The organism is Nocardia lijiangensis NBRC 108240, assembly GCF_001613045.1.
Taxonomy (GTDB): Bacteria; Actinomycetota; Actinomycetes; order Mycobacteriales; family Mycobacteriaceae; genus Nocardia; species Nocardia lijiangensis.
Window position 1 is genome coordinate 13416 of the sequence record NZ_BDBP01000003.1, and the last position, 22747, is coordinate 36162.

Genomic DNA, 22747 nt, shown 5'->3' on the forward strand with positions numbered 1-22747 from the left:
GCGGCGGAATCGAGGGCTGCTCGGCGCTGCTCGAATCCGGCCCGATCTGGGTGTTCGCGTGATCGACGACGTCGACGCGATGGTCCTCGAGCACGCGGCCGTTCTCGTCCTCGATGCGAATGGCTTCGATTCCGGCCTTCTCCGTCGGCGCGATGCCGTCCACGAAATGCCACACCACCCTGGGTGGCTTCCCGTCGACCCACAGGGCCCGATTCAGGTACGCGATCTGCAATTGCCGGCGCACCTGCGCTTGGGTTTCCGGCTTCATCCGCCGGTCCTGAGTGACCGTTCGCTGACGTGTCTTCACCTCGTTCCAGGTGGCGCCGCGGTCGGTGACGATATCGACCTCGCCATCGATCGCACCCCCCATCGGCAGGTTCGCGTCGATCAGCATTCCGACGCGGACCACGCCGTCCAGCCGCGACGCCATCGTGAATTCACCGAGGAGCCCGCGCACCCCGACATCGAAGCCGTGCAGGAACGACGAGTCGTCCATACGAGTGACCAGTCGGCCGGTCAGCGTCTTGCCCTCGAAGTAGTGGGCGGCCCACTCGGCCAGCTGGTTGTGCATCCCCGTGATGGTTGTCTGCCAGTGGTCGGCACCCTGGTCACGCAGGTCGGGTTTGGCTGCCAGCAGCGCATCGAGGGCTTGCTGCGCCTGGGCCACGCGGTCGAGCAGGGCTTCGATCCGGTCGATGAACACGCGCTGCTCGGCGGGCAACTCCGGATCGATATCGGAATCGATCCCTCGCAGTGCCAGGTCGATCCGGATGAGCCGAGCGCAGAAGTCGCCGCCCGCTCGTTGCGCGCCAGCTCGGATCTGGTCGACCCAGTGGGCAGTGTTGTTCGCGGCTTGCCGGCTGATGCCGCGCTCCGCTCGCATGCCCTCGACGGGCTCGCCCGCCTGCCGCGCGGCCGCTTCGACTTGCTGGCGGTGCACCTGGTATTGCCGGCGCACGAAATCCTTGGCTCGTTCGGCAACTCGGGGATCCGTTGCGGTGGCATCGATCTGCGCCAGCACGCTCCGCAGCGCCGTTGGCAGCTGCGCGTCTGCCCGTCCGGCCGCCGCGGCATCGCCTTCGGGGGAACTCGGCGTGTTCATGCCGAAGGAGACATCATCGGCGGGCGGTGCCGCGTTCGGGTCGGCGAACTCGGAGGCCAGCAGGATGGCCTGGCCGTCCTTGTACACCGTGGCCCAGAGGGCGACGGTTTGGTCGGTGCGGCCGCCGGCGAGGTCGGCGAGCGAGACCTCGGTCGTGGTGGTGCCGCTGGTGAGTTCACGGGTGTCGGCGGGTGCAGGCCGCTGGAACCATTCGCGGCCGTCGGGGTCGACCTGGTTCAGGATGACTGTTTGCCCGTTGAGCTCGAAAGTGTTTGTGCCGTCGGCGTTTTCACCGATGTAGGTGAGGGCGACGGCGTGGCCCATGGCGCCGTGGCGGTCGGCGGTCGCGCGCTGTTCGAAGAGGTAGGCGGTGGTGCCGGGGCCCGAGTCGAGCAGGCCGCGCACCAGGCGGGCGTGGGCGGTGGAGTCGGCGTCGGCGACGAAACCCTGCACCGGTGCGCTGTTGAGCTCGGGGACGATATCGCTCCACAGCACACCCGCCAGCGAGGGCTCGAGCAGATCGGCGTCGGTGACGGTCGTGCCTTGCGCCTGGTTGACGAATCGCGCGGCGACCGGCACGCAGTCGTTGTCGTGCTGGTCGAGGTAGTACCGGGTGGGCGGGAAGGCGCCGTCACCGTCCACCTCGACGGTGACCGCGAGCACCTGCTCGCCGGGCCTGCCGGTGACACGCGCCGAGACGTGCACGCCGCCGCGGGCCAGATCGTGATCGTTGGTCGTGAAGGACCGGGTGGCCCGGTGGACGATGTCCTTCACCTCGGCGAGCGCCTGGTCGACCTTGGCCGCGGGCCAACCGCCCATTACCGCACGCAGCCTGCTGTCCACGCCGTCCAGGCCCTGCACGCCGTAGTACAGCGGGAGTGCGAACTGGCGGGTACGCGCCGGGTCGTTGACGTCCGGGTCCAGCCCGGAGGTGAAGTCGAGCGGGTCGGCGCGGCGGCCGGTGAGCCGCTGCCACAGCGTGCGCTTGCCGGGCAGATGCGGGCGGTTGGCGTCCCAGTCGTAGCCTGCGGCCTTGGCGGCCGCATGCGCCTGATGCCCGGTCGCCTTCGGATTGCGCGCCTGGAACTCCGCTTCGAACAGCGCGCCCTCGAGCGCGATGATGTCCTCGCGCACCGGGTGTCCGGCGATCAACCGGTTCCACATCGCGACGACGTCGGCGATCTGGTTGATTTCGGAATTGCGCAGCAGGTAGTCGCGCGCCCGGTTCAGGTTCCGCACCACCTCGTCGGGGGTGCGGGTGTTACCCGCGTGATCACGCAGCCAGGTCGAGCCGTCGGACCGCTTGGGCATGTGCGTGCCCTTGGGGTCGCGCACCCAGGCCTTGCCCGGGCCGCGCACCCAGCGCTTGGGGTCGCCGCCGGAGTAGGTGTCGGGGTCTGAGAGCGCGTTGTCGACGATCTGGGCGAGCAGGCTGTCGTGCTCGTGCACGCGATTGTGTTCGAAGTCCGCGTAGGCGGCGTCGGCCTCCTGCTGAATCCGCTGGCGCGCAAGGTCATTGGCACGCCAGTTCTCGGCCAGGCTCTCCGGGATGTCGACGCTCTCGCCGGTGAACGGATAGACCACCGTGCCGTCCAGCCGCCGCTGCTCGGGGTTCAGCGCGACCGGCGCCAGCTCCTCGCGGTGCAACGACTGCGGGTCGGGCTGGCCGTCGTTGAACCAGGCGTAGGTACGGGTGCCGCGCACCACCGGGATCAGATGGATCCACTTGCCGTCGCGCACGGCCGGAATCCATTGTGTCACATCGGCCATCGCCTGGGCGACGTGCGGATGCCGGTTCACGAAGTCCACCGACAGCGGCAATGGGATCGACTGCCCGTGTGCGGTGTTCGCGGGCAGCCACTGGGTTGCGCGCAGGATGGTCCGGCCGATCCACGGACGGTTCTGAATCAGGTTCTTCGCCCACGGATGGGTCGGTATCCGCTGGAGGATGCCGATGACCAGGATGCGGGCGTGGAACAGGTTGAGGCCGACGTCCGAGCTCCAGGCGTTCACGCCCTCGGGCACGTTGTAGATCGTCGGCGAGAACGGCGGATTCTGCGGGAACAGGAACCCTGGAACCTCACCGGCCTCGAACTCGTGCAACCCCGCCATGATCTTGTCGAAGGTGGGCACCATCGACACCTTGAACAGGAACGGCGGCTGCGGGTCGGTCCACTTCTCCTTCTCCCACTTACGCGGATGCTTGGCCGGATCCCACGAACCGGCCCGCGCGGTGAGTTCGGCGTCGGTGGACGGCAACGCCACCGACTGCTGATAGGCGCCGTCGGCGTCGACTTCGACCTGTCGGAACTGCACGCTGACCGGAATCACCGACGATTTGGCCATGCCCAGCAACTGGCTCATGTCGGTCTGCGGCGGCAGCGCCGCAGACAGGGCCTGGCGGTAGCCGTTGACATCGGTGTCGGTGCCGACGACCACCGTTTGCGAGTTCATGGCCGTGGGGCTGAGCGATGGCCGCACACCCACCCGATCGGAAATCGGCAGCATGCCGAGCTCGTCCAGCGCGGCAAGGGCGGCCCGCCGCTCGGCGATCTGCTTGTCGAGGTACTCGGTGAGCTGGCTCTGTTCGGCTTCCAGTTGCTGGATCTGGTCGATCAGCGCGCGCAGCTGCTGGACCTGCTGGGTGCCCGGCTCCAGCGGACCCTGGTACTCCGGGTTCAGCTGGTTGTCGTCGACGATCTGGAAGACCTCGGCCAGGGCGTTGCGCGACCTGGTACCGGCCAGGATCTCCTGGGTGAGCGCGGCGCGCAGCTCGATCAGCGGACCGGGCGGGGTCTTGTCGTGCAGCACCGTCTGCGTGGTTTCCAGCTGTGTCAGCGCGTGCAGCGCGTCCCGCAACTTCAGCCGCAGCACGGCCAGATCGGCCTGCTTGGCGCGCGAGGACGCCCGCGTGTCAACGGGTTCCGCTTCGAGATCGCGGATGGCCTCGCGCAGCTTCTGCACCGCGCCCTGGCCGCGGGTGATCTGCTCTTCGAGGGTGCGCTCGAGCTGCTGGGCCAGGTCCACCCGATCGCGCAGCGCGAACGCCGCGGTCAGGTTGTCGACCAGCTCCAGATCCGTACGGAACTGGGCACTTTCGGCCTCGCCGCCGAGTTCACCGTCCAGCTGCGCCTGCAAGGCGGCGGTCTGTGTCCCCAGTTCCGCCAGCCGCGCGCGTGTCTGCGCCTCGGTCCGGTTCAGCGCGTCCTCGTGCGCCTGCACCGCGGCGACGCGGGCCGCTTCGGCCTCCGCCTTCAGGAGTTCCGCTGTCTCGGTGAGCTCTTCGGCCCGCGTCGACAGGACGTGCGCGTCCCCAGAACGACCAGCCTCGATCGCCTCCAGCGACTGCACCACCAACCGCATCGATTCCGCGCGGGCCGCGGTCTCGCGAGCCAGGGCGTCGGACATCTCGGCACGCAACGCGGCAATCTGCGCGGGCGGCGGCGCGTGCGCAGGCGGCTGCCGGTGCGCGGGGACCGGCGAGTTCTGGTCCGGCGTCTGACCGATTCGCAGATCGGCGTCGGGCTGCGCGGCAGTGCGATCGCCGACGTTCTCGACGACTTCGCCGTCGCGCCAGACCACCGCCCAGGTGCTCCCGGTTTCCTCGGGGGTGGCATGGGTCAGGTCCAGCAGCGTGACGCTGTCACCGGCCGGAGTGGTGAACCAGGCCACGCCGTGATCGTCGGTGTGCTGGTAGGTGACCGGAACGCCGTCGACCTCGAAGTTGTTCTCGCCCAGGTACTTCACCGCGTACGAGTGCGCGCCCACGCCGTGGCGATCCTCGGTCGTGCGCTGATCGAGCACCCAGGCGATCGACCCGGGCCCGGCGCGATGCATCAGACCGTCGATCAGGTTGGCGTGCGCCGACATGCCGGGATGATCGAAGCCCTCGGCCACGGCGCCGTGCAAGCTCGGCTGCGCATCGGACCACGAGATGCCCGACAGGTTGCGGGTATCCAGGGCGGGCACGGTGACGACGTTCGGCCGTTCCGATGTGTTCTGGTCGTCGGCCACCCGCGTCATCGAATCCACGAAGCAGGTGTTGATGCCGGTGTTGTACTCGCTGAGCGCCGGGTTCATGAGCACCCGCAGCGCGGGGTAGTCCCGGCCGAGCAGCGGCAGCAGGAAACCGCCGAGGCGCATCGCGATATTGGAGCCCGAGCTGTGGCCCTTCGTCGGAATCTCGCGCTCGTCGAAGGACTGCTGGAGCTGCTCGATCGGTTCGACGGCCTGGCCGTCCGGCTTGATCCCGACGAAGCCCGGGCACACGCCGTTGCGGGTGTCGCGGCGAGTCTTCATGGTTTCGCCGGTAATTCGCACCTTGGTGATCTTCTGGTTCGGGATATCGAACTCGATGGCGAACTGCGGTGGGTTCCGCGGCGCGGTGAACTTGCCCAGAGTGCTGAAGGTGACACCGGCCATCACGCTGAACTGGCTGGTGAACTGGAACAAGGCGTGCTGAATGCTCGCCCACGACCAACCCGCGATCACATCCGCGTGCTCGGACAGACTCGTCAGGAACCCGCGCAGCACCAGCGCGATGCTCTCCATATTGGTCGCCGCGCTGAGCACCGTCTTGTCGCCCTGCGCGTTGTACACACCGACCGAATGCGCGGGCAGATCCAGCTCTTCGCGCCGACTCGCCGGGATCGCCTCCAGCAGCGGTTTGCGGTCGGCGGACCGTTCTTCCTTGATCGCGGCGAGTTCTGCCCACACCGGGTCGGACATCAGCGGCCAGGTCGCGGTCAGATGCTCGACCGCGGCCTGCATGAAGGCATGCATTCCGGAATCGCGCGGGTAGCCGTCGTGGCCGACCATCACGTAGTCCTCGCGCAGGGTGGAGGCGTAGTAGTCCGGCTCGGTGGTCGTGTAGTTGCTACGCACCGCGACGGCGATTCGCTCCGGATGCGCCATCATCTGCTGCAACGCTGTCTGGGTCAGCTTGTATTGCAGCACCCCGGAGGCGATCGACCGCTCCAGCGAATACCGCAGGTAAGCAAGCTCTTGCGGCGGGAAGATGTCCTGGATAAGTCGCTCCGGCCCGTTGACCTTCTCCGGCGCGTTCGACACCAGGAACCGCTCGCCGATCTCGGCGATGATTTCCCGCGCCCGGCTCGGATCCGCCAGCACCGCCGACTGTCCCTCGATCATCAGCTCACGCGTCACCGTTATCGCGGTACGGGGCATCTCCGAAGACAGAATCCACCCCTCCGGTGGCGCCTGCTGCTCGGGTTCAGCCGTAGCCTCGTCGCTGTCCTGCTCGGAGTCGGACTGCTCCGCGTCCCGCGAATCACCGGATCGGTCGGCCGGGTTCGAGCCGATGAAGGCGTTGTCGCCGGGCTGGGGCGCGTTCACGTCGCCGGTGTCCAGGACGATCGCCTGCTGGTTCTGGTAGGCGGTGGCCCACAGGGCGACCGCGCCCTCGCGGGTGCCACCCGCGAGCTCGGCCAGCGATACCTGCGTTGGCGGCGTCTGCTGGCCGCTGGGCAGCGCCGCGACCGGGGCGTCGAACCATTCCCGGCCGTTCTCGACCCGGTTCAGCGTGACCCGCTCACCGTTGAGCTCGAAGACGTGCTTGCCGTCGATCTCGCCGACGTAGTGCAGCGCCAGGGCGTGGCCGATGGCGCCGTGCCGGTCCGGGTTGCCGCGCTGTTCCACCACATAGGCGGTGGTGCCGGGTCCGGCGTCGATCATGCCCTGCACCAGCCGGGCCTGCGCGCTACGGCCGTCGGCCGCGACGAAACCCTGCACCGGAGCACCGTTGAGCGTCGGCACGAGATCGCCCCACCGCACACCGGCCAGCCCCGGCTGCAAGGTGTGCGCACCGATGACCGTCCCACCCTGCGCCGTATTGACGTGCCGCGCCGCCACCGGCACACAGTTGTTGTCGTGCTGGTCGATGCGGTGCTGGCTGCGCGGAACGCGGACATCGCTGCCGATGCCCTCGATATCGACCACCAGGGTCTCGGCGCCGGGTTCGCCGATGACGAACGCCGAGATGTGGACGCCGCCACGCATGTTGCCGACATCACCGCGATACGAAGTGGTCGCCGTTTTCATCAGCGCGGTGATCTGGCTTTGCGCCTCGGCGACTTTCGCGGCGGGCCAGCCGCGCAGCACTGTCTCGATGTCATCGTTGAGCTGATCGAAGCCCTGCCAGCCTGGGTGGGGGGTCAGGCTCAGGCGGCGGGTCCGGGCCGGATCGTTGACGTTCGGGTCGATCTCGGAGGTCATCCCGAGCGGTGTCGGGCGCGCACCGGTCAGGCGCTGCCACAGGGTGCGCTCGCGCGGATGGCGCGGGCGCTGATCCCAGTCGTAGCCCGCGGCTTTCGCCGCCGCCGTCGCCTGCTGCACGGATGCGCCCTGGTGCTGCGCGATGAACTCGATCGAGGCGAGCGCGGCCTCGATCCCGACGATGTCCTCGCGCACCGCCTGCTTGGACAAAAGCCGCTGCCACATGGCGGCGATGTCGGCGTTCTGCGGGATCTCGGTGTTGCGCATCAGGTAGTCGCGCACCTGGCGCAGCGTCTCGATGAGGTCATCGCGGGAACGCAGGTTGCCCGCGTGGTCTTTCAGCCAGGTCGAGCCGTCGCTGTGCTTGGCCATGGTCGAACCGTTGGGGTCGCGCACCCAGGCTTTGCCCTTGCCGCGCACCGGCCGCTTCGGGTCGCCGCCGGAGTAGCGGTCCGGATCGGCGAGGGCATGATCGGCGATCTGCGCCAGGTTGCTGTCCGCCTCGAAGGCCCGGTTGTGCTCGAATCCGTCGTAGGCGGCCTCGGTCCGCTCCCTGAGCTCGGCCCGCTCGGCTTCGTTGTCGGCCCAGCGCTGCCGCAGCGACTCCGGGATCGCGACGCTCTCGCCGGTGTAGGGCAGCGTGTGCGCACCGTCCAGGCGCGCTTGTTCCGAATTGAGTTGCGGCGGCGCCAGTTCCGGGTTGTGCAGCGGCTGCGGGTCGGGCTGGCTGTCGTCCAGCCAGCCGTAGGTGCGGGTGCCGCGCACCATCGGAACAAGCTGGATCCAGTGCCCGTTGCGCACCGCCGGAATCCATTGCGCCACATCGGCCATGGCCCAGGCCAACGCCGGATGCCGCTTGGCGAAGTCGGCCGAGAGCGGCAGCTCGATCGACTTGCCGTGCGCGGTGTTCGCGGGCAACCACCGGGTGGCAGAGAGGACGAACTTGCCGATCCAGGGCCGGTTCTGGATCAGGTTCTTCGTCCACGAATGTCCCGGGATCCGTTCCAGGATACCGAGCGCGAGGATGCGCAGGTGGAACAGGTTGAGGCCGACGTCGGAGCTCCACGCGTTCACGCCCTCGGGCACGTTGTAGATCGTCGGCGAGAACGGCGGATTCTGCGGGAACAGGAACCCTGGAACCTCACCGGCCTCGAACTCGTGCAACCCCGCCATGATCTTGTCGAAGCTCGGCACCACCGACACCTTCAACAGGAACGGCGGCTGCGGGTCGGTCCACTTCTCCTTCTCCCACTTACGCGGATGCTTGCCCGGCGCCCAGGCGCCCGCGCGCTGGGACAGTTCGGCATCGGTGGACGGCAGATCGACGGTGCTCTCGTAGTGGCCCTGCGCGTCGAGCTGTACCTGAGTGAACCGCACGGTCAGCGGCGTGGTGTCCGACTTGGCCATGCCCAGCAGCAGATTCAGGTCGGTCCGCGCCGACAGCGTCGCTTGCAGCGCCTGCCGGTAGTTGTTGACGTCGGTGTCGGTGCCGACGACCACGATCTCGCTGTCCCCGAACAGCCCGGTGGGCTGCGCGGCAGGCCGCACGCCGACCCGCTCCGAGATCGGCAGCAGGCCGAGGTCGTTCATCGCGTCCAGCGCGGCCTGCCGCTCGGCGAGCTTGCTCCGTTGCGTTTCGGCGTCTTCGAGTTGCTTGGCGGCCTCGCGTAGCTGCTGCACCAGCTCGGCGCCGGGTTCCCGCGGTCCGGGGTACCGCGGGTTGAGGTGATCCGTATCGCTGATCTGGAAGACCTGGGCGAGCGCGGCCCGCGCATTGGTGGCGGAGATGATCTCCGTCGTCAGCGCGGACTTCAGCAGGGTCAGATCACCCGGCGGCAGCTTCCGCCGCAGCAGTTCCAGCGAGCTCTCCACCTCGCTGAGTGCGTGTGTGGCCTGCCGCAATTTGGCGCGGGCCGCGGCCAGATCCTGGTTCCGGGCACGCTCCGCTTCCGGAGTGTCGACCGTGTCGGCCTCGAGCAGCGCGATGCCCGCACGCAGCTTGTGCTGCAACGCTTTACCGCGTTCGATCTGCGCTTCCAGTCTCTGCTGGACCCGCTCGGCGGTCTCCATGCGGTCCCGCAGCTGGAACGCGGCCTCGAGGTTGTCCACGAGGTCGATATCGGAGCGGAACTGCGCGATCTCGGTGTCGCCGCCCAAGTGGGCGGCCAGCTGCGCCTCGAGCGCGTCGATCCGGGCTTGCAGGTCGTTGTCCTGCTGCGTGATCGAGGTTTGCCACACCTCGACCGCCGCGGCGCGCGCGACCTCCGCGGCACCGGTTTCCGCCACGCGCTGCTCGATGTCGGCCGCCAAGCTACCGGCCAGCTCGCGATCCCCGGCGTTCTGCGCGGCCATGGCCTGCTGCCGCAGATCCGCGATCTCGGCACGCAGGTCGGCTTCGCCCGCCACCGCGGCGGCCATCTCGGCGCGCAACCGGGCCACCTGGGCCGCCGGGCTGGGCGGCGCGTTGGCCGGTGGCTGCCGATGTGCGGGCACCGGGGCGTTCTGGCCGGGGGTCTGGCCGATGACGAGATCGTCGGCGGGCGGTGCGGCGTTGAGGTCGCCGAAGTTCGCCACCTGCTGTCCGCCCTTCCAAGCCACCGCCCAGGTGGCAGCGGTCTCGTAGCGGTTGCCGCCGGTCAGCTCGGCCAGCGAGAGCCGGGTCCCGTCCGGCGCGACGAACCATTCCAGGTTGCTGCGCTTGGAGCCGATCTCGTCGTAGGTCACGCGGCGGCCATCGATCTCGAACTGGTTGCCGCCCAAGTACTTCACGGTGTAAGCGTGCGCGCCGACACCTCGCTGATCGACGGTCCAGCGCTGGTCCAGCACCCAGGCGATCGCACCGGGGCCACCCTGCTCACGCAGCGCCTGGATCAGCCGCACGTGGCTGCGGGCGTCACTGTTGTCGAACGCGCCCGGCTGAGCGCCGCGCAGCATCGGCCGCACGTCTTTCCACTCGAGGCCGGACAGGTTGCCCGTCACCGGAATCGGGACACCGACAATATTGCCTTGATCGGCCAGGACGCGGCTGAGCGAGTCGGAGACACAGGTGTTGATCGCCGCCGGGCCTGCGGGATCGATCTCGCTGGTGTAGTAGGTCACCAACGCAGACAGGGCCTCGATCTCCGCGGCGGTCTGGCGGACCTCGGCGCGCAGCTGCTGGTGCAGCGCGGTCAATGTGTCGGGGTTGCGGACGAACAGGTCGGCGAACTTCTCGGTCTTGAACTTGCCGAAGGCCGCCTTGTACTGCGCGTCGGTGGTGTTGTAGATGTCGGCGCCGTGCAGGCGCACCCAATCCTGGTCCGGCACCGGCACTCCCGGCACGGTGGTGGGACCGGCCAGTTGCAGCTGTACGAGCAGCAGATCGACGTCCGCGATGAGCGAGGCCAGGTGCGCGGGGGCGTCGGCCAGGTTGATCGGGGCGATGTCGTCGGCCACCCGCGGATCCCGGGTGAACAGTTCCGGGTCGGCTTCCAGCTTCGTCAGGAGCGCGTCGATCTCCTTGGCCAGCTTGGGTTTCGCGGTCTTCAGCGCCTCCAGCGTGGCCTTGGGGTCGGTCGCAAGGTCGGCCCGGCTCAGCTCCAGCTTGTTCAGCGCGGTGTCGAGCTGGTGGTAGGCGTCGAGGGCGTGCAGGGTGCGCGCGTACTCGACCAGCGCCTCGATCTGGGCGGCGCGCACCTCGTCGTCGAAACGCAGCCGCTCCACGGTGGCGGCGATCTGGCTCGGGGTCAGATCGACGCGGCCGATCGGCAGGCGGCCCACCAATTCCGTGATGGCGGACTCGATTTCGCCGCGCGACATCCGGGACATGTCCAGCGCCGGGCCGCTCGGCTCCGCCTGCGCCAGATCGGTGACCGTCTGCCAGGGGCCGCCCTCGTAGCGCACCATGGTGACGGTCAGGTTCCGGCCGTCGAAGTCTTCCGAGATATGGCGTACCGCAGGGGAATCCACCGCCGCAGTGGCCACCCGCCAGGTACCGCCGACCTCACGCGGCCAGGCCACGCGGTACTCGACCTCGAGGCTGCCGTTGTCGATCAGTTCCACCAGCTCGGAATTCGCCGGATCGGCGAGCGCCTTCGCCAGTGCCGCATCATGATTCATGGCGTTGTCGATGACAACGAGTTTCATCGGGGACCCCGCCAGCCCGATGCCCGGATGGTCGACCGGATCGATCAGGAACCCGCCGCTGACCCGGATCCATTCGCTGCCCGCGATATTCGCCATCACGTCGGCGTGCTGATCGAAATTGTCGTCGGCGTCGAGGAACTGCTGCGCCTGCCGCTGGAAGGCGGTCACGGCGTCCTGCAGGTCGGTGAGCCGAGTCTGCAGCTCCGCCAGCACGTTCGGGTTCTCGTGGTCGACGCCGAGGATGTGCGCGCGCTGGTCCAGCTCGGTGCGGATGTGGTGGCGGCGCAGCGCCTCCTCGAAGAACCTGCGGGCCTCGGGGGTATCGCGGTGCGACAGATCCCACCACATGCGCCCGCCCTGCATGTTGTTGTTGACGCCCGTCCAGCGCAGGGTGCCGGGGCGTCTGCGTCCTCTCGTCGCCGCGTCGACCTCGGCCGCGTACCGTTCCAGCGGGCTCGGGCGGTTGATGACCGCGGCAGGCAGCAGATGCGACAGATCGATATCGGTCCCGAACGGGATGTCCGCGTTCTCGGCGCGGTATCGGGCGAGCGCGGCCTCGAACGCCTTGGCCGAAACACCTTCGCGGGTCAGCAGATACCGCGCCTGTGCGACAGCGGCACGCACCGATTCCGAACTCAGGTCCGGTAGTTCGATGCCGAGCGGGCCCGCCAGTGCCAGCAGCGCCCGCGCCTGCGCATCCAGCTCCTGCGCGGCCTGCGCGACCTCCTGGCCCCATTCGGCGAGATCGTCGTGGGCCGGCGCCGAAGGGTTGTGCTCGGCGTCGGCGGGGACCGGCGGCTCCAGCGAGGCGTCGATGCCTGGCACGGGCTGCGCCGCCGGAGGTGCCTGCGGCACCGGCGGTCCCGCGAGGAAGCGGTCGGCCAGCCCGAGACGGCGGAGTTCGGCCTCGTTCTCGCTGATCTTCTGCGGGTCGGCGTCCTCGCGGGCGTAGTCGTAGACATCGCCGGTGCGCGAGACGGGCCCGTGCGATTCCGCGGAGGTGACCTGACTGAGCAGGAATGCCTTGATCTTCGGCCAGTTGCGCTTGAGGTTGACCACCTCGCGCGCGGTGAGCGCGGGGTTGCCCTCGAAGCTTCCCCAGAACTCGCTGTCGGCCAGCTGACCGATGTTCTGCACCGTGAACGACTGGCCGAGCGGCACCATCTCCGACGGCGGATGCTGCGGGTTGACCACACCCGGCAGGTTCCGCAGGGTCTGGAGCACACCCGGATCGGCCTCCGGAGCCTTGACGATCGCGGCGGTGGGCACCTCCGGTGCGGCCAGGCGGGTGGCCGGTTCGACCCGCCAGCCGCCGGAACCGTCCGGGGTCAGCTGAACCGGGATTCGTTCGCCGCCGACCTCCAGGTCGATCCGCACCGGGCCGCCCGGTGTCCGGCCCGCTTGCAGCACCTGGGTGACATCGGCCAGATCCGTGACTGCCTGGGCGCGGGCCAGTGTCTCCGCCCGCAGTCGCTCCAGGGTGTCGGTCAGGTTCGCCGGCGCCAGGCCGTCGGCCGGGATCTGGAGCAGCTTCGCCCAAACCTCGATGATCTTGTCGATCTCGGTCCGCTGCTGCGGGTCCAGCGCGAGGTCACGGCGCCCCACGGCGGTGGCCAGCGCTTCGATCGCGCCCGCGCGCAACAGGATTCGATAACGCTGCTGCGCGACGGTGGTCGCGAGATTCGCCGGATCCCGCTGCTCGGTCGTGAGCTCGAGCTGGTCGGCGAGCGACTGCTGGGCCTGCGCCATGGCGAGCGGGCGCGGCGGGTCGGACGGGTCCGGCGGCGACACCAACGGCCCCGCGACGGCAGCGGGGTGTGCGAGCGGAATCGGCGGCGCCGGTTGCGTTTCCGGCGGGTTGCCGATCGACCGCTGGAACTCCTCGGCCGCGTCGCGCTGGGCGAGGAAATCGGCGTCGGACGGATCCGACGGGTAGCGCCAGTAGTGCTCCCCGGGGAACTGCTCGTCCGCTGTGAGCGTGTCGAAGTTCGCCGGGAACAGCATGTGCTGGTTCGCCAGGCCGTCCGGCGAGGCGTCCAGGAAGCGGCGGGCCAGCGCCATCTGCGACATGTCCTGGAGTGCGGACTGCGGATCCGGCAGTGCCCCGAGGGTTTCCGCGAGACCGAGGCGCTCGGCCAGGGCTTGTGCGTAGGCCAGGTGCGCGGCAGAAGGCTCGGCCCCGGATTCCGGTTCCGTACGCAGACTCGGTGTTTCGTCGAAGAACCGCGCCGCCTGATGCACCGGGTCCTCGGGCTTGCGCGGTGTGGGCGGATCCTGGCCGAAACGCAGACCGGCGTCCGGCATCGGACCCTCGTCGCCGAGACCCGGGACATGCGCGTCGTTCTGGAAGATGCTCGCCCAGGTGGCGGCGGTCTCCGCCGGTGTGCCACCGGTCAATTCGGCCAGTGACAGCGGATCGGTGCCGCCATTGGGGCCGAGGTCGAACAGCTGCTCTTGGCCGTTGTCATCGATATCGGTGAGCAGAACCCGTTGGCCGTCCACGTCGAAGACGTCGCGGCCCAGGTAGGTCACGGTGTAGGCGTGGCCGCCGATACCGTAGTCGTCGACGGTGGTCCGCTGGTCGATCACCACAGCCGAGGCGCCCAGGCCCTGCGCGCGCAAGGTGGTCAGCAGGCGGGCATGTGCGCCGCCCTCCTCCCCCGGCAGGAACGGCTCGGGCTGCGCGGTGCCGAAGTGGTCCGACATCTCACCCCACGGCACACCGCCGATCCGGTCGGGATCGACGGCGAACTCGCCGAGCACGTTCGGGTGCCGCACGGCCAGCTGGTCGAAAGCCCTTGGCACACAGTGGTTGATGGGAGTGCCACCGGTGGGCAGACGGTAGTACGTCTCGGCCAGTGCGGCCAAGGCGGCGAGGTCGGTGGCGTCCTGGCGGACATCGGCCCGCAACTCCGCCAGCGCCTCGGCGATCTGCTCCGGCGTGCGCAGCGCGGCCGCGTCGAGCCGGCCCGCCCGGAAGTTCTTGTAGATCGACTCCAGCTCGGACGGTGTCGCGGTGTCCATATCGACGCCCAGCAGGTGCAGCCAGTCGGCGTCCGGGTCCGGGATGCCGGGTACCTTGCCGGGCAGCGTCTGGCCGTGCCTGGCGAGCGCGAGGAAGTCCGCCAGATTGTCGACGAGCAACCCCACCTGGTCGTGGGTGTCGCTGTGATGCATCGGCAGACCACCGGGCCGCAGCTGATCCTGCGCGTCGTAGAGGTTGGGATCGAAATCGACCAGATCGGGGTACCGGTTCAGCAGCTTGGCCAGGGCATCCAGCTTCTTGGCCCGTTCGGGATGCCGCTGCTTCAGCTCCTCGAGCGCGTCGAGCGGGCGCCCGCGCAGCTCGGACCGGTTCACCCCGGCCTCGTGCAGCGCGCGCTCGAAGGCGTTGTAGCGGGCCACGTCCGTGTGCAGGCGGGCCAGATCGGCCATGGCCTCGATCCGCACCGCGCGCAACTGGTTCGCGGCGCGCGCCGCGTCGAGGGTGGAGCCGACGCGATCCGGGGCCAGATCGGCCAGCTTCACGTCCTGCCGGGCCGCCGCGTCCTCCACACGGGCCACCAGCTCGGCGGTCGACAGCGTGGTGGGGTCGGGCACCGGAATCCGGTTGTCCGGCGGTGTGAGCGCGCTTTCGCTGGGGATGGCCCGCCAGGGGCTGTCGTCGTTGTCGCGGACCATGGTCAGCTCGAGCCCGCGCCCGTCCACGGCACCGGAGAAATGCCGGACCTGCGGCGCGTCTACCTCGGCCACATGGATGACGCCGGTGCGGTCGGCCCAGGCGACCCGGTACTCGAGCTCCAGCTCGCCCTGGGTCAGCATCTGCGCGATATCGGTATTACGCGGGTCGGCGAGCGCGTTGGCCAGCTGCTGGTCGTGATCGCCGCCGTCGTTGATCACCACCAGGCGCGGCGGATTGCCGTCCAGCAGGCCGATACCCGGCGCATTGTCCGGATCCAGCAGGTCGCCGCCCTGGTCGAGCAACCACCGGTGCCCCGCCGCGGCCGCCATCTCCTCGGCGATCCGGGCGAACTTGGTGTCGGCATCGGTGTAGGCGGCCGCCAGTTGCGCGAATTCGGCTGCCTCTCGCGCCAATTCGGCAGCACGGTCGTGCAGTGCGGTCAGCGCGCGTGCGACATCGGCCGGGCTGTGCTTTGCCGGATCGACATCGAGCAGGTTGGCCCAGGTGCCCAGTTCGGCGCGCACCTGTTCGCGCTGCATCGCCTCCCGGAACGCCTCGCGGGCCTCCGCGCTCGGGTTGCCCTCCGGGTCCCACCAGAGCTTCAGCCGCGTCGGATTGTTGTTGACGCCACTGGCTTCGGAGTCCGCACCGGGCAGACCGGCCGCACGGGACTGCTCGCGCATATAGCGCTCGAGCGGATCGGGACGCGTGTCGTTGGTCGGCAAATAGCGCAGGCGCTCGTTCTCGTTGTGGAACCGCGTGGCCGCCTGCGCGTACGCCGCGGCCGCCGCGGCCTGCCGCATCGCCCGGTAGTTCGCCTCGCCGACCGCGGTGCGGACCGCGTCGGGGCTGAGGTCGGCCAGCGATAGCGACAGCGCGTCCGCGCCCTCGTAGAGCGCGATACCGGCGGCATTGCGGGCGGTGATGGTGTCGCCGAGTTCCGCGCCTCGGCGCGCCAGATCCGGATCGGGTGCCGTGCCTTGCGGTTCCGCATCCGGAACCGGCGGCACCACGTCCTCATCGATACCGGCGCGCTCGTCGGGCGCAACCGTCTCCGGTGCCTGCGGAGCACCGATCTGGTGACTGGCCGGGTAGTTGCGGGTGACCAGGGCCCAGAACGCCTCGCGGCCCTTCCACAGCTTCGACGCCTGCAACGCGAAGAACGCCGGATCCCAGTTGAACCCACTGACATTGGCCGCCGCGTCACCGGACAGCAACTCGATCTCCGCGCCGAACGCGTTGTAGAGATCGCTGTTGTTCTCCGAACCGAGCGCGTACTGGATCGGCCGGCCGGTGCCGTGGCTGCCGAGGTGGGTGCGCAGGAACTTCATCGCCCGGCTCTGCGGTTGCGCGTCGGGGTCGCTCGACGAGTCCGGCACCGGCACCGGCGGCGGCGCCAGTGGCTCGGCGGGCCGCACCCGCCACCCTCCGGAACCGTCGGCCGTCAGCAGCACCGGCACCCGCTGACCGTCCACCACCACCGTGTACCGGCGGGTCTCGCCCTCGGCCGCCTGGGTGGCCCGGCCCTCGACCGCGTGCACCGCCTGGGCGACATCGGCCAGATCGTTCAGGGCGACGGCGCGGGCAAGCACGTTGTCGCGCAGCCACTCCAGCGTCGTGTCGACCTGCCCCTCGGCCAGGTCGCTTTCCGAGAGCTGGAGCAGATCTGCCCACTGGTTGACGATCTTGGTGAGATCCGCCCGCTGGTTCGAGTCGACGGGGGCAGCCAGCCGGGCCAGGGCGGACGCGAGCGACTCGACCGCCCCCGCCCGCAGCATGGTCCGATACCGCTGCTCCGCGATGGTTTCCGCGAGATTCGCCTGGGTCACCTGGTCGTCGTTCAGGCGCAGCTGACGCAGCAGCTCCGCCTGCGCCGACTCCGGCGCGAGCGGATGCGGGGTCCGGGAGTCGGGCCGGGCCGGCGCCGGCCCCAGTGCGGGTGCGATCGCGTCCGGCACGGCGATCGGCATGGCGGGCGCCGGGGTATCGGGATCGACGACCGGCAGGGCGTGGGCTTCGTTGCGCTGCTGGGCGAAATTCGGGTTGCTCGGATCCGGCGAGTAGTTCCAGTACCGCTCGCCCAGATGCTGCTCGTCGATGCTCAATGGAGCGAAATCGTCCGAGCTCATGAGCTCGTTCATGTGCCCGGTGACCGGGGTCGGGTCGAGGAATCCGCGCGCCCAAGCCATTTGGGTCAGATCCGCGAGAATCGGGCGCGGGTCGGCGAAGCTCGGCAGCGAGTCGCCGAGGCCGAGTGCCTGTGAGAGGAGGGTCAGGCGGTCGCGGTCGGCGTCGGTCAGCGGGGACAGGTCGCCCGTCGGCGTCGTCTGGCGAGCCGGGGTCGGCTGTGGATCCGACGCCGATTCGGATTCAGGGTCCGGAGACTGCTGTGCCGCGGGATCGGGCTGCGCTTCCGGATCGGGCTGAGCACCCGGGTCCGGGGTCTGCGTATCCGGGTCCGGCGTGGGCTGCGCCTCGGGGTCCGGGTTCTGCTGCGAATCCGGGTCCGGCGCAGGCCGGTTGGCGTCGCGCTCTCCGTCGCGCCTGCGCTGCTCCTCCTGCTGCTGTTCGTCCAGGAGGCGCCGGAGGTCGCGCATCGGATCCCGACGGCCCTGATCGTCGCCGACCCGCGGCAGGTTCCGATCGTCATCGTCGTGGCCCTGGGTGGCGGCACCCACCGCGAGCGGGCGCACCGCGAGCGGGCGCACGGAGTTACCGTTCGCGTCGTAGACCATGACCCAGGTCTTCTTCGCGTCCGGCAGATTGCCGGGGTCGAACTCGACCGGGCCGTCCGGATGCTTGTACGGGTCGTCGACCATGATCTTGCCGGTCGCGGCGTCGTAGTACATGACGTACGCGTGCGAACCGACACCGTGCTCATCGACCGTGTGGTTCTGGTCGACGACGACGACCGTCGCCTTGCCCTTCATGAAGTCCAGCGCCTCGGCGATCGCCTTGTGCGGCGACTTGCGCTTGCGGACCTTGACCTCGGTCACCTGGGAATCGGCGTGCTCTTCGAGCTGGCGCATGGACACACCGTCCGGGCCGACATCGGTCGGCACGGTGATGTCCGGATTACCGGTACGCTGGCGTGCCGTGTACAGCGCCTGCTCGGAACACCCGTTGTCCCGCAGCGGGGGCCGATCGGTGTCCAGGAACGACTCGTTGTCGGGCGCTTGGAATTCGGTGGTGCCGGCGGCGATGTTCTCCAGCCGGTACATGCGGTCGACCGGCACGCCGTTTTTCGGCGGCTTCGCGCCGGTGGCCTTCGGGGCGTTGAACTGGTGGAACAGACCGTTGGCGCGATCCTGGATGTGCACACGGACGTCGTCGCCGAAGTGCTTCTTCCGGATCAAGGGTGTGTCTTCCTGGCCGGAGAAATCGACGAGCACGACATCGTCGACCAGGCGCTCCAAACGCCCCTTACGGCCGGATGATTCGACGACGTCGACGCCGTAGCCGCGCGCGATGATCTTGTTCGAGACCGCGATCTCGGGTTGCCCCTGCGCCACCCGCCCCTCGTTGAGCGCTGCTCGAGTCGCGCTGACGGCGGCCATATCCCGGGCGAGCAGCTTGCCGCCCTGACGGGCATGCCAGGTGGTCACGGACTGGCCCTTGTTCGGCGTGCCATAGCCGACCCACGCGATCGACGCCGCCGACTCGCCCGCGCGTAGTCGACCGGCGGTCGCCTGGTACTGGCCGGCCATCTGGTTCACGGTGCTGCCGATATTGGCCAGCGACGCGTCCCGGCCCGGGACGTGCCAGGCCAACAGGGTCGCGGTGTCGATGTCGCCCATGGCGATGGCCGCCCGGCCGCTGCCGTTGAACGCGGTGGAGTCGAAGGCCATGACGTACACCGGCGTATTCGGCGCGACGGTTCGGGCCACCCCCTCCGCCATGGCGATCGCCTCTTGGGTACGCAGCAGGTTCACCAGCTGCTTGTGCGAGGCGGAGTTCAGCCTGCTCCGCCGAATCAGACTCTCGAGCTCGTTCTTGACGCGCTTGACCTCTTTCGCGGCCTCGGTGCGAGCCTCGTTGATCCGCCGTTTGGCTTCGGCTCGTTCTTGGGCGGCCTGACGGCGCGCCGCCGCCCTCTCCGCCGGCCTGCTGTCCGGATTCACCTGTGTCCGCGCCCGCGGCTGCTCGGCTTTCGCCTGCGCCAAGTCGGCCGCCGCCCGCTGTTGCTCGGCCAGCAGACTCTTCAATTGCGCCTGTTGGTCTTCGGTCAACCGGCTGCTGGCGATCAGACTCTGCGACTCCCGGTCGATCTGTATCCGGTTGGCGATATCGACATCCGGCGCGGGGATGCCCGGCGCATTGTTGCCGAAGCTGGCCGGATGCACTCGGAGCAGGACCAGCTGCTGATCCCGCGTGATGCCGCTCCACCGCTCGGAGTTCTTGCGCGCCAAGGCATCCGCCTCGGCCTGTGTGGCCTTGGGGCCGAGCTGGAAATCGGAGGGCTTCGGCTTGCCCGCCATGCTGTCGAGGATCGCGGCGGCCTGCTGCTCTTCGGTATCGGTATCGGTATCGGTATCCGTGTCGGGGTCTGTGCTGGTGTCCGGATCGGTGCTGGGGCGTGCCGGAGCCGGGGCCGCCGGGGTGGGCGGCATAGGCGGCGGCAGAACCAGCGCGGAATCCTCGTCGACATCCGGACGCGCCGCCGGATCCTCGTCGCTGTCCGGGCGCGCGGGCGCGTCCTCGTCACTATCGGGACGCGCCGCGGCGTCCTCGTCACTGTCCGGCCGTGCCGCGGGGTCCTGATCGCTCTCGGGACGCGCGGGTGCATCCTCGTCGGTGTCGTTTTGTGTCGCCGGATCCAGGCTGCTGTCGGTCCGCGCCTGGACCTGCGAGTCGCTCTCCGGTGTGACCTGCACCTGGCTGTCGGCGTCGCCCTCCGAGTCCACGGTGGTATTCCGTTGCGGTGCTTCGGTATCCGAGACCTGCGTCTGCACCGGACTGGCCGGGGCGGCGCCGGGGGTTGCGGCCTGAGCGGACGAGCCCGCGCGCGACGCGGGTGTCGACTCGGCATCGGCGCTCGGGGCGGCGTTGGACGTGCCGTCGTTGAAACCGGCCACGGAGGTGTCTCCGGCGCGGGGCACACCGGGCAGGTTGGGCGTCGACGGCCGCCCGGCGCCCGGCTGACTGGTGGCGGTGCTCGACTGGCCCGTTGTCGGAGACGTGGAGGTGGACCCCGGCGCGGACGACGAGCTGCCCGGCGCGACACTGGACGCACTCGTGCTCGTGGGCGCTCCCGGCGCCGACGTGCTCGCACCGGGCGCCGCCGACCCCGGCGCGGCCGCTCCCGGCGCCGTCATTCCGGCCCCGTTGGCGGCGGTGTTCAGGCTCGAGTTGGGATCGCCCGAAATGCCTGCGCCAGCGCCAATTCGGGAGTCGCCCAGCGGTGTACCGGCGAGGTTGTTGACCGCGCCCGGATCGGTGACCGGGCTGACCTGCGCGGCCCCCGCACCCGGGTCCGAAACACCCGAGCTGGGATTGTCCACGGCCGAACTCGAATCGCCCGCCTGAGGAGCCGAATTACTCTGGTTCGCACCGGAATTCGACGAACTACTTTCGCTCGCACCGGCTTCCGAGCTTTGCTGACCCGCGTGCTGACCGGCCTGCGGTCCAGCGCCGGTCTGCTGCTGGTTGCCCGCGCCCGAGTCGGCGGCCCCGGCCTGCGGCGCGTTCGCGTCCTGCCCGGCCGGCGGTGCGGAGGTATTGCCGGCACTGGCGGTGTTCGTGCCCGGGCTGTTGTCCCCGGCACCATTCTGATTTCCGGCACCATTCTGGTTGCCCGCGCCCGAGTCGGCGGCCGCCCCGGCCTGCGGCGCGTTCGCGTCCTGCCCGGCCGGCGGTGCAGAAGTATTGCCAGCACCAGCGGTGTTCGTGCCCGGGCTGTTGTTCCCGGCCCCGTTCTGGTTCCCGGCACCATTCTGATTTCCGGCACCGTTCTGGTTTCCCGCGCCCGAATTGTCCCCGGCACCAGTGGGATTGGAGGGGTCGGTCGCGTTGGTCGGCTCGCCCGGCGGCGCGGTACCGTCCGGCGGGGTCACGTTGAAGTCCCCGCCGTCGAAGTTCACGCCGTCGAAGTCCCCGCCGCCGACGTTGGGCGCACCCGCGTACTGCCGATTTCCCCGGAAACTCGACGCACCGGAGGGAATCGCGCCCGACAGGCCACCACCGACGAACGCCTCCGGAGTCCACTGGCCGGTCAGCAGGCCTGCGATCGTCGCACCGAACACACCCGCGCCGATACCGACCAGCCCACCGCCCATGGCGCGGGTCCACCGGTTGTCGCTCATCATCATCCGGTTGAGCGCCGGAATATGACCCATGCCATATCCGGCGCCGCCGCCCCCTGCACCCGCAAGGAACGAGACACCCACGTTCTTCATGTAGCCGCCCCAGTCGAAGGGTTGCGACTTCAGGTTCTCTGCCGTGAGGATGTTGTGGATAGCGGCTTCCTCGATGGTGGTCTGGACGACCTCGACAAAACCCTCCTGCAGCATCTCGTAGACGACTTTGGCGATGACGGTGCGCGCCGCTTCGGACAGGAAGCGCTGACCGATGATTCGGGCAATCGCGCTCTCCAGAATCTCGCCGATCACCCGGAAGGCGGCACGGGTGGCAGCGATCGCAGTGGCCTCGGCGAGGGGCGCGGCCGGGCCCGCGGCCAGTGCCCAGGCCAGCTCGATGACCAGCCAGCCGAGCGCGAAGAGCGCGCTCAAATGGTTGCCGTGGACCTCGCCGGTGAAGTCGTCGACCGCGATGGCCAGCTGGTCGAAGGACTTGCCCATCAGCTCGATGGAGCCGTGCTTCGGGTCTTGGCCGTGGATTACGCTCTGGAGCGATTCGAATATCTTCTCGCCGCCACTGCCCTGCGGGTAGGACACGCGGACGGATTGGCTGGCGCTATCGGCCTCGCCGATGGCGTGCTCGAGGATCTCCCGGCCGACCTCACGCAGCACATCCGAGATCCCGTCCAGGTCATTGGGATCGATGTGGGTGATCTCCGCACCCGCCACCCACCCGACCCAGGCGAGCTCGTCGGGAATATGCCAGTAACCCATCTAAACCGCGCGCACGTCACCAAACCGAGTCGGTGACGCCCTTTCCGGTTTCGGCCTTGTCCTCGAGGGTCTCCACATCGGTGAAGACCAGTTCCGCGTCCTCGCGCTCGGCGTCACCCGGCGGCGCGACGGAAACCGGCGGCGCCATGGGGATCTCACTCTGGAAGTCGGGCATTCCTGGGATCACATCGGAGAGCTTGGGCAGCCGCGCCCGCTCCTCCGCCAAGGGCGCCATGACTTGCTTGCTCTGATCGAACACATCCTCGGCGGCCTGCTGAGCCAGCCGAGTGATGGATTTGGCGATGTCCTCGTAGCTGTATTCGTCGATGCCGCTGCCGAATTTGGTTTGGATGACCACCCCGTTGGCGTTCACCGTCACCGAGATCTGCCGGTCCCTGGTGCTCGCAGTGGCGGTGAGCTTGACCCGCTGCTGCTGCATCTCGGCGATCTCGCGGATGCGGCTGCGGAATTCCTCCATCACACCGGCGATCTCGGCATCGCGTCTGGCCATCTAGTTCTCACCCACTCCACAAA

At 69.1% G+C, this 22747-nt stretch carries 2 protein-coding genes (1 of these 2 running past the window's edge); both read right to left on the reverse strand.

Annotation, left to right across the window (positions count from 1 at the left end; translation table 11 throughout):
• Positions 1-22213: part of an alpha/beta hydrolase coding region (locus NL1_RS01475; RefSeq protein ID WP_156094593.1), annotated on the reverse strand (this coding region is incomplete at its 3' end). Its footprint begins 13415 nt before the window's first position; the window shows 22213 of its 35628 annotated nt.
• A gap of 16 nt (positions 22214-22229) precedes the next feature.
• Positions 22230-22724, reverse strand: a complete 495-nt coding sequence (locus tag NL1_RS01480; protein WP_067833270.1) for a YbaB/EbfC family nucleoid-associated protein — start codon at positions 22722-22724, stop codon at positions 22230-22232.
• Positions 22725-22747: the final 23 nt, after the last annotated feature.

Bases quoted from the DNA above. Each gene is read 5' to 3' on its own strand.
- NL1_RS01480 (WP_067833270.1), bottom strand. From the start codon at position 22,724: ATGGCCAGACGCGATGCCGAGATCGCCGGTGTGATGGAGGAATTCCGC.